This is a genomic window from Streptomyces macrosporus, from assembly GCF_039533145.1.
Classification (GTDB): Bacteria; Actinomycetota; Actinomycetes; order Streptomycetales; family Streptomycetaceae; genus Streptomyces; species Streptomyces macrosporus.
In genome coordinates this window covers 46857-55395 of sequence record NZ_BAAASZ010000037.1, presented here as the reverse complement: position 1 = coordinate 55395, position 8539 = coordinate 46857, and the positions used below count along the sequence as shown (strand labels likewise).

General features: G+C 74.8%; 6 protein-coding genes. 2 read left to right on the top strand and 4 right to left on the bottom strand.

Translation table 11 applies throughout. The features are described 5' to 3' along the window. Window positions 1-121: 121 nt before the first annotated feature. Together ABD335_RS26105 and ABD335_RS26100 are read right to left on the bottom strand one after the other, a co-directional pair. Window positions 122-1585 (bottom strand): alkaline phosphatase PhoX, encoded by a 1464-nt coding sequence (locus ABD335_RS26105; protein WP_344327904.1) that lies wholly within the window; start codon window positions 1583-1585, stop codon window positions 122-124. Between the two features lie 85 nt (window positions 1586-1670). Continuing rightward, window positions 1671-3161, bottom strand: a complete 1491-nt coding sequence (locus tag ABD335_RS26100) for a hypothetical protein (protein WP_344327903.1) — start codon at window positions 3159-3161, stop codon at window positions 1671-1673. Window positions 3162-3490: 329 nt separating this feature from the next. On the opposite strand from ABD335_RS26100, the gene ABD335_RS26095 reads away from it, so the two are divergent. Together ABD335_RS26095 and dapA are read left to right on the top strand one after the other, a co-directional pair. Then, a complete protein-coding gene (locus ABD335_RS26095) occupies window positions 3491-5317 on the top strand; it encodes an endonuclease/exonuclease/phosphatase family protein (RefSeq protein ID WP_344327902.1) in 1827 nt (608 codons plus the stop codon). A 270-nt stretch (window positions 5318-5587) separates the two neighbouring features. Next, window positions 5588-6478 carry a 4-hydroxy-tetrahydrodipicolinate synthase gene (gene dapA / locus ABD335_RS26090; RefSeq protein WP_344327900.1) on the top strand — a complete coding sequence of 297 codons (891 nt, stop codon included), beginning with the start codon at window positions 5588-5590 and terminating at the stop codon, window positions 6476-6478. Here dapA and ABD335_RS26085 read toward each other — a convergent pair. Next, window positions 6459-7298, bottom strand: a complete 840-nt coding sequence (locus ABD335_RS26085) for an EI24 domain-containing protein (RefSeq protein WP_344327899.1) — start codon at window positions 7296-7298, stop codon at window positions 6459-6461. The genes dapA and ABD335_RS26085 overlap by 20 nt on opposite strands. A gap of 64 nt (window positions 7299-7362) precedes the next feature. After that, complete coding sequence (gene dapD / locus ABD335_RS26080; protein WP_344327898.1) at window positions 7363-8361, bottom strand: 2,3,4,5-tetrahydropyridine-2,6-dicarboxylate N-succinyltransferase; 999 nt, start codon at window positions 8359-8361, stop codon at window positions 7363-7365. Between the last annotated feature and the right edge of the window lie 178 nt (window positions 8362-8539).

Genomic DNA, 8539 nt, shown 5'->3' with positions numbered 1-8539 from the left:
CGCCCCCCCCCGCTCGTCTCCGCCGCCCGGTCGGGCGGCACGGGCCTCGACGACGTCCCGACTGTCTCAGACCCGCCTCAGGACCGCCTCGGACCCGCCTCGAAACCGTCTCAAGGCCGCCTCAAGGCCGCCGCCAGGGCCCGGTGACGGCGAGCAGGATGCCCGGCTCCTGGATGCAGGCGAACAGCGTCCGGCCGTCGGCCGAGAAGCAGACCCCGGCGAACTCGCTGTACTCCGGCTCCTCCGCGGTGCCGATGTTCACCTCGTTGCGCGCGATCGGAAAGGTCCGGCCGCGGTCGTCGGCGCCCATCAGGTGCTGGAGGCCCTCGCCGTCCTCGGCGATGATCACGCCGCCGTACGGAGAGACCGTGATGTTGTCGGGGCCGTCGAGCCCGCCGGGGGCCAGCGGGTCGCGGTTGAGTCCGAAGCGCAGCTTGAGGGTGAGGGTGCGGCGACGGGGGTCGTAGAACCACACCTGGCCGTCGTGCGGCTGCCCGGGGCTGTCCTCGTCACGGGCGTAGGAGGCGACCACGTACGCGCCGCCGTCGGCCCACCACATGCCCTCCAGCTTGCGGGCGCGGGTGACCTCGCCCTCGGCGAACTGCCTGCGGACGGGCACCTCCCGCGCGTCGCGGTCGGGGACGTCCACCCAGTCCACGCCGTAGACCGTGCCGGGCCGCACCGCGCGGGAGAGGTCGTCGACGAACCGGCCCCCGGAGTCGAAGCAGCGGAACGCCTGGAGGGTGCCGGCGTCGTCGGCGAGCGTGCGCAGCCGCCCGCGCCCGTGCCGGAAGTCCTTCGGCGGCACCCAGCGGAAGAGCAGGCCGTTGGGGTCGGAGTCGTCCTCCGTCAGGTACATGTGGCCGCGCCGGGGGTCCACGACGACGGCCTCGTGGTCGAAGCGGCCCAGCGCCTTGATCGGCTTCGGGTCGCGGTTGGCCCGCCGGTCGTGGGGGTCGACCTCGAAGACGTAGCCGTGGTCCCGGGTCATGCCGTTCTCGCCGGCCCGGTCGGAGTTCTCCTCGCAGGTCAGCCAGGTGCCCCACGGGGTCACTCCGCCCGCGCAGTTGGTGGAGGTGCCGGCGATGCCGACCCACTCGGCGAGCCTCTCCCCGTCCCGGGAGACCTCCACGACCGTGCAGCCGCCCGAGGCGGCCGGGTCGTAGACCAGTCCCTCGGCGAGCGGCACGGGGTGCTCCCAGTCGCTCCGGGGCCCCTTCAGCTCGTGGTTGTTGACCAGGAGCGTCCTGCCCCGGGGTCCGGCGAAGGCGGCGGTGCCGTCGTGCTTGGCGGGGGTGTACTCGCCGCTCTCCAGCCGGGTGACGCCGCAGTGGGTCAGGACGCGGTACGCGAAGCCCGCCGGCAGGGCGAGCACCCCGTTCGGATCGGGCAGCAGCGGGCCGTAGCCCGGGGCCCCGCCGCGCTCCTCCTCGCCGCCCTTCCCGTCGTCCTCGCGGTCCTGGGTGCCGAGGGCGCCCGACGCGCCGGCCAGGACGGCCGCGCTGCCCGTGAGGGCGATCCCGGCTCCCGCGACGACCGATCTCCTGGTGAGGTTCCCTGGGCTGACTGCGCTGCTGGTCGGCATCGTCTCTCCCGTCGGCTCGGCTCGTCGCCGACCACGATCCCGCCTGCCGGCGAACGCGAGTTGAACGTCGTCCGAACCGGTCCGCTCAGCCGCGCGACCGCGCCCTGTACGCCGCCCTGCGGGCGTCCTTGGCCGCCTTCCGGTCGGGGTGCACGCGGCTCATCGCCTCCAGCACCTCGCCGGTCGCCGGGTGGTCGACGCGCCACGCCTTGTCGAAGAAGCCGCTGTGCTGGTCGACCAGGCCGCGCACCAGATCGCGCAGTTCCGCCGAACCGTCCCCGCCGCCCTCCGCCGCCAGTTGCGCGGCCAGGGTGTCCACGGTGAGCCAGAACACCATCTCCTCGGACGGCGCCGGGACGTCCCGGAAGCCGCGTTCGGAGAGCCAGACCCGGGCCAGTCCTCCCAGGTGGCCGTCGTCCAGGACCTCGCGCAGGGCGGGTTCGGCCTCCACGCCGACGAGCGAGAGGGCCTGCTGGCAGGCCAGTCGGCGGCGCGGCGCGTCCCCGTCGTCCCCCCGGGCGGCAGCGAGGAGTTCGCGGGCGGCGTCCGGGAGCGCGCGCCGGGCGAGCCACAGTTCGATCTCGGCCCGGGCGGCCTCCTCGCCGTGGCCGGGCAGCGCGGTCAGCAGGGCCTCGGCGCTCTCCTCGGCGAGGTCGCCCACGAGGGGGGCCGCGACGCCCGCCTCCGTCATCCGCCGCCGCACCGCGTACAGGCCGAGCGGGGTGAGCCGCACCATGCCGTAGCGGGCGACCTCCTCCTCGCCGTCCTCCCCGCCGCTCTGCTCGCCGTTCTCCTCGGCGGGATCGCTGGCGGGATCGCCGGCGTCGGACGCGCCGGCGGCCACCTCCTCGACGAGCGCCGTGTCCACGGGCCGGTAGGCGATGACGCCGGTCGGCGCCAGGATCCGGAACCGCTCGTCCAACTCGACCATCACCACCGAGACGTCCTTCAGGACGGCGTCGGTGGGGTGTGCCATGCCCTCGGGGACGACCATCGAGGCGGCGAGCACCGGCAGCGGCACCATCGCCCCGGCCGTCACGGCGGGGTCGCCGGCGGTCAGGAGGTAGAGGTTGCCGAGAACGTCGTCGAGGAAGTCGGCCGCCGCCTCCGGGTCCCGGTCGAGCGTGCCGAGCGGCTCCCCGAGGTCGGGAACGGCGGCGTCGGCGAGGGCCGTCTCCAGGCCGGCGCGCCAGATCTCCAACACGTCGGCGGGACCGCCCCGGGTGAGCCGGCCCAGCCCCGCGCCCGCGGAGGCCGTGCCGGCCGTCCCGTCCTCGGCGCTGTTCTCTGCGCCGTCCTCGGCGACGTCCACCAGGCCGGCGCCGACGGCCAGCCTCCACGCCCGCGCGACGTGCGCCGGACCGTCCTCGTCCGCGTCGAGGCCGAGGAGGGCGGCGGCCTCCTCCAGCCGCTCGGCGGGGAGTTCGCCCCCGGCTCCCACCCGGACCCCCTCCCCCGCCCAGCGCGCGAGCCGCGCGGCACGGGACAGCAGCGGCGAGGCGAGGGCGTCCCGCGCCAGTTCGGCGTCGGCGGGCAGCCGTACGGGGGGCACGGTGGGACGGTCGGCACCGGTCATCTGAGGGGCGCTCCTCGGTGGGGCGTACGGGCGGACGCTGCCCCAGCCTAGACCGCTTCCGCCGCCACCGTCCGATTCACCGGACCTTCTCCCCGCGTACACCGGAATCGCTTGACAAGCACCCGCCGAGGACGGCACGTTACGCGCGTAGAAATCGCACAGTACGACCGCACGGTACGACGTGTGCGAACAGCGCGACCCGTGTCACCGGTCACGGCCGGAAACGACCTCCCGCCGTTCCCTCCCGCCCGTCGCCCCGTCTCTCGCCCGGCAACACCACCCGGCAGCACCGCCCGGCAGCACCGCACCACACCGCCCCGGAGGCCCCTTTGAGCAGATCCTCGGCCCGTACCGCCGCGCTCACCGTCGCAGCCCTCACCTCGACCCTGCTGGCCGTCCCCGCCTCGGCGGCGGACGGGAGCACCGACGCCGTCCGCGTCCACGACATCCAGGGCGACACCCGCATATCGCCCCTCGACGGCGAGCGGGTGTCGGAGGTGTCCGGCGTCGTCACCGGCGTCCGCGTCTACGGTTCGCGCGGCTTCTGGATCCAGGACACCGCGCCCGACGCCGACCCGGCCACCAGCGAGGGCCTCTTCGTCTACACCGGCTCGACCCCGAAGGTGTCCGTCGGCGACCTGGTGAAGGTCTCGGGCACGGTCGACGAGTACCGCCCGGACGGCGAGTCCTCCGGCAACCAGACGGTCACTCAGATCACCCGTCCCCAGGTGACGGTGGTCTCCTCCGGCAACGCCCTGCCCGACCCCGTCGTCCTGGACGCCGACTCCGTCCCCGCGGCGTACGCCCCCGAGGGCGACCCGGCCGCGAACGGCAGCGTCGAGGGCCTCGAACTGCGGCCCGACACCTACGCGTTGGACCGGTACGAGGCGCTGGAGGGCATGGACGTCCAGGTCCGCGACGCCCGCGTCGTCGGCCCCAGCACCGAGCACGCCGAGCTGTGGGTGACCGTCAGGCCCGAGGAGAACCCGACGCGGCGCGGCGGCACGGTCTACGGCGGCTACGACGAGCGGAACCCCGGCCGCGTCAAGGTCGAGTCGCTGGTGCCGCTCGCCCAGCGGCCGTTCCCCACCGCGAACACCGGCGACGTGCTCACGGGCACCACCACCGGCCCGCTGGACTACGACCAGTTCGGCGGCTACCTCGTGGCCGCCCGCGAGATGGGCACGGTCGCCGGCCGCGGACCGGAGCGCGAGCGCACCCGCCCCCAGCGCCGGGGCGAACTGGCCGTCGCCACCTACAACGTGGAGAACCTCCACCCGGGCAACGACCAGGAGAAGTTCGACCGGCTGGCCCGGGGCGTGGTGGAGAACCTCGCCTCCCCCGACATCCTCGCCCTGGAGGAGATCCAGGACGACAACGGCCCGGTGAACGACGAGGTGGTGACCGCCGGCGAGACGGTACGGCGGTTCGTCGAGGCCATCGTCGCCGCGGGCGGCCCGCGCTACGACTGGCGCTCGGTCGACCCGGCCGACGACTCCGACGGCGGCCAGCCCGGCGGCAACATCCGCAACGTCTTCCTCTTCGATCCCGAGCGGGTCTCCTTCGTGGACCGTCCCGGCGGGGACGCCACCACCGCCGTCGGCGTGGAGCGCGAGCGCGGCCGGGCCGTGCTGACCCACTCCCCCGGCCGCGTCGCGCCGAACGACACGGCGTGGGAGGACAGCCGCAAGCCGCTGGCCGGCGAGTTCCGCTTCCGCGGCCGGACGGTCGTCGTGATCGCCAACCACTTCGCCTCCAAGGGCGGCGACCAGTCCCTCCACGCGGCCGTCCAGCCGCCGAACCGCTCCTCCGAGATCCGGCGGGTCCGGCAGGCGAAGGTCGTCAACCACTTCGTGCGGCAGATCCTGGCGGTGGAGCGGAAGGCCGACGTCGTGGTCCTCGGCGACCTCAACGACTTCGAGTTCTCCGCCACCACCCGCGAGCTGACCGCGGGCGGCGCGCTGCGCAGCGCGGTGTTCTCGCTGCCGAGGTCCGAGCGGTACACCTACGTCTACGACGGCAACTCCCAGGTCCTGGACCAGACCCTGGTCTCCCCCGGAATCCGCCGCTTCGACTACGACATCGTCCACGTCAACGCGGAGTTCGCCGACCAGGCCAGCGACCACGACCCCCAGGTGATCCGCTTCCGTCCCTGACGCCCCGCGCGACGGACGGGCCCCGGCCGTGCCGCTTCACGGGGGGAGCGGCACGGCCGGCGCGTCGCGCGGGACGAGGCGGAGGCGGTCCGGGAGGTCGGACGCCGTCGTCGGCGCCGCGTCGATCCGACGGGCACCCCGTCGATCCGATCCCGGTCTGCCGGGGACCTCCCCCGGGAGGGAGCGTCCGGCACCGAGTGCCCTCGCCCCGTGGTCTCGCCCGCGTGACCGGTTGGACCGCCCGCGCCCCCGTGGGTCAGACTCGCCCCCATGTCCGACTCCCCCTTCGGCCGCGTCGCCGCCGCCATGATCACCCCGTTCGACCCCGCCGGTGCCCTGGACCTCCCCGGCGCCCGGCGGCTCGCCGCCCACCTGGTGGACCGGGGCGGCTGCGACGCGCTGGTGCTGAACGGCACCACCGGGGAGTCCACGACCACCTCCGACGAGGAGAAGACCGCGCTGGTGCGGGCCGTGGTCGAGGAGGTCGGCGACCGGGCCCGGATCGTCGCCGGCGTCGGCACCGGCGGCACCCGGCACTCGGTGGAGCTGGCGCGGGCGGCCGAGCGGGCGGGCGCGCACGGCCTGCTGGTCGTCACCCCGTACTACTCCCGCCCCACCCAGGAGGCCATCGGGCGCCACCTGGCCACCGTCGCCGACGCCACCGCCCTGCCGGTGATGCTCCACGACGTCCCCGCCCGCACCGGCGAGGGCACCGCCCTGACCGTCGAGACGCTGACGCGGCTCGCGGAACACCCCCGCGTCCTGGCGGTCGAGGACTGCGCGTACGACCTGATGAAGACGGCGAGGGTGCTGGGCTCCACCGGTCTGACGTACTACTCCGGCTGTGACGAGCTGACCCTGCCGCTGCGCGCGATCGGCGCCCACGGCTGCGTCAGCACGGTCGCCAACGTGGCCGGTCCCGCCGTGCGCGGCGTCCTGGACGCCTTCGACGCCGGCGACCACGCCGAGGCCGCCCGGCGGCACCGGGCGCTCGTCCCGCTGGTCGACGCGGTGACGTCCGAGGTGCCCGGCGCGGTCGCCGTCAAGGCGCTGTTCGCGGCGGCGGGACTGCCGGGCGGTCCGGTGCGCCCGCCGCTGCTCCCGGCGGACGAGGCGCTGACCCTGCGGCTGGCCGGCGCCCTCAGGAAGGCCGTGGGTTAGTCCACGTCGTCCCCCGCGGGTACGGGTGCGGCCCGGTGGTCTCGCCTCCGTCGCCCCTCCCGTCCTCGCTCCCGCCGCTCGCCCGGCCGTCCACCAGGTCCCGCACCAGAAGGGTGGCGCCCGCGACGGCGCCCGGCATCAGGAAGACCGCGACCAGCGGCACCAGGAAGGCCAGCACCAGCGGCACCCCGAAGCCGAGGGCGAGGGCCTTGCGCTCGCGCAGCAGCCGCAGCCGCTCCCGGACGGGGACGTCACGGCGTTGCAGGGCGACCGAGGTGAGCTCCACGGTGAGGAAGAAGCCGGAGACGGCGAAGCCGATCACCGGGACGACGGTCTGGCCGACGACGGGGACGAAGCCGAGCACGAACAGCGGTACGGCGAAGGCGGCCACCCGGAGCAGGACGTGGACGTTGTCGCAGAGCGAGATCCACAGCTCGCGCCACAGCGGGCGGTCGGGGCCCTCGGGCCCGCCGCCCTCGGACTCCTCGACCTTCTGCGACAGCGCCTCGTAGAAGGGCTCGCCGACGAGCAGGGCGACGGCGGTGAAGGTGAGCACCGACAGCAGCAGGCCCGAGGCGAACAGCAGCACGGTGAACGTGCCGCGCAGCAGTCCCGGCCAGGGCGAGTCCCAGTCGTCGGCGAAGGGCGTGGCCCAGGTCGCCAGGTCGTCGGCCCAGAAGGCCAGGGCGATCAGGGCCACCGTGTACAGCACGAGGGTGATCAGCGCGGGCAGCAGCCCGAACCCGAACCACCGCCCGTTGCGCAGGACCCACTTCTGGCCCTGCCCCAGGTACCGCATTCCGCTTCCGAGATCGCCCATGGGCGCACAGGGTAACGGGCCCGCCGCCCGCGCCGGGCGGCGGGCCCGTGGGCAGGGCTCGGCGTCAGTTGTGGCTGTGGAGCACCTCGTTGAGGCCGCCCCAGGAGCCGGAGCGCTGGAGGGCCTCGACGACTCCGGTGGTGGAGTTGCGGCGGAAGAGGAGGTTGCTCGCGCCGGACAGCTCCAGCGCCTTGACGACCTGGCCGTCGGGCAGGGTGACCCGGGTGCCGGCCGTCAGGTACAGGCCCGCCTCCACGATGCAGTCGTCGCCGAGCGAGATGCCCAGGCCCGCCTCGGCGCCGAGCAGGCAGCGCTTGCCGATGGAGATGGTCTGCTTGCCGCCGCCGGAGAGGGTGCCCATGATCGAGGCGCCGCCGCCGATGTCGGAGCCGTCGTCGACGACCACGCCCGCGCTGATCCGGCCCTCGACCATGGAGGTGCCCAGCGTCCCCGCGTTGAAGTTGACGAAGCCCTCGTGCATCACGGTGGTGCCGGAGGCGAGGTGGGCGCCCAGCCGCACGCGGTCGGCGTCGCCGATGCGCACGCCCTTGGGGATGACGTAGTCGGTCATCCGCGGGAACTTGTCGACGCTGGTCACCGCGAGGTTCCTGCCGGCGGCGCGGGCGGCCAGGCGGGTCTGCTCGACCCGGTCGACGGGGACGGGCCCGAGGTTCGTCCAGGCCACGTTGGCGAGCAGGCCGAAGATGCCGTCGAGGTTCTGGCCGTGCGGCTTGACCAGGCGGTGGCTGAGCAGGTGCAGCCGCAGGTAGACGTCGTGCGCGTCCAGCGGCTTGTCCTCCAGGGAGGTGATCACCGTGCGGACGGCGATGACCTCGACACCGCGGAGCGGGTCCGGGCCCAGCGCCTGCGGCGCGGCGTCGCCGAGCAGCTCGGCGGCGCGCTCGGCGGTCAGCCGCTCGGTCCCGGCCGGGCCGGGCTCCTCGACCAGCTCGGGCGCGGGGAACCAGGTGTCCAGAACGGCTCCGCCGTCGGAGGCGATGGTGGCGAGCCCGGCGGCGACGGCGCCGGTCCTGCGGAGGGAGGGTGCGGGTGCTTCGGTCATGCTCAAACGCTAACCGGACGCGCTCCGCGAACGCGAACCGGTCCACCGGCCGGACGTGCCGGAACGTGCCCGGTACGGCCGGCCGCGCGCGGTCGGGACGTCGCCGCGTGCCGTGCGCGCCGCGCGGCGGACTCCGCCGAGCCGGGAGCGGGCCGTGCCGGCCGCCGTCGCCGGCCGC